Annotated in this window: 1 protein-coding gene; it reads left to right on the top strand. The window is 36.8% G+C overall.

The features are described from left to right. Positions 1-67 precede the first annotated feature (67 nt). Complete coding sequence (locus KSO91_RS17305) at positions 68-1,246, top strand: IS4 family transposase (protein ID WP_238744262.1); 1,179 nt, start codon at positions 68-70, stop codon at positions 1,244-1,246. The last annotated feature ends 45 nt before the right edge of the window (positions 1,247-1,291 follow it).

Here is a 1,291-nt window from a genome sequence, read left to right as displayed (position 1 = left end):
TTGGGTAAGCGCTTGATATTTGGTAAAATATATTTCACCACAAAACAACCAACCAAATATAAGCGCTATGAAAGTATTATCAGATTTATTTACTCTTGATTCAACAACTTTAGATCCTCGTATTTCAACTTCATTACTCACTTGCGTAAATTCAGTGGCGCATGGTAGCGAACTATCATTGACAGCCATAGGCAGAAATACGGGTGAATTACATAGTCGCAGTGAAAAACATGCGATAAAAAGAGTTGATCGCCTGCTGAAAAACACTAAATTACATAATGTTAGGTGTAAATATTATCAAATGATTGCAAGTTACTTTGCAGGCATTAAGCATCCTCTTATTCATATTGATTGGTCAACTGTATATAACTATAACTTTGTGATGTTAAGAGCTGCAGTCAGTGTTGACGGCCGAGCAATAACTATTTACGAGGAGGTTTATGCTGAAGAAATGCACTGTTCTCCCATCGCACATAAAACTTTTATATCAAATCTAGCGAAAATATTGCCTGCACATGCTGTCCCCATTATTTGTACCGATGCAGGTTTTAAAATACCGTGGTTTAAACTCATTGAATCATATGATTGGTATTGGCTTGCCAGAACAAGAGGAGAAGTAAAATGTCTGCTCGAAGGTGATATTAACTGGCTAGCCGTTCATAAGCACCACCATAAAGCCACGAATAAAGCATCAGAATTGCCTCCAGTTATTCTCTCAATGTCACATGAGCATCCTTGTCGAGGGATATTATTTAAAGGTAAAAACATGCAACGTAAGAACCTCAATAGAAAAGGGGTTGTCACTAAGGATCGTAGCAATATGAAACATGCTAAATCAGCGAATGAACCTTGGTTTTTGGTCTCTAATTTACCTAAGGAGCAATATTTCCCGCATCAATTAGTTAATTTATATCGGCGCAGAATGGGCATTGAAGAGTCTTTTCGAGATTGTAAAAATGAATATTATGGTATGGGTTTAAGGCGCAGCAGAAGTCGAAATAGTGAAAGACTTCAAATTATTTTATTAATTGCAATGCTTGCACTTTTTTATTTACTTATGCTTGGGCGTGCAGCTGAAACAGAAGGTTTTCAACGACATTTCCAAGCAAATACAACTAAAAGAAAGCGAGTGTTATCTTATGCCTTTCTTGGCCGGCGAATAATACATCATAGAGAATATGATGTTTCTGAAGAATTATTAATAAGCGCATTTTCAGCGCTGATTGAGGAAAGTTTTTATGAATAATGCTGTGGGGATCTCTCAGACTAAAGTCCACGCCCCTTATTTTGT

The sequence above is a fragment of the Psychromonas antarctica genome (assembly GCF_022267535.1).
GTDB lineage: Bacteria > Pseudomonadota > Gammaproteobacteria > Enterobacterales > Psychromonadaceae > Psychromonas > Psychromonas antarctica.
Note: the sequence above shows the minus strand (reverse complement) of the source record. Positions and strands in the feature narration are given on the sequence as shown.

Bases quoted from the DNA above. Each gene is read 5' to 3' on its own strand.
- KSO91_RS17305 (WP_238744262.1), top strand. From the start codon at position 68: ATGAAAGTATTATCAGATTTATTTACTCTTGATTCAACAACTTTAGAT.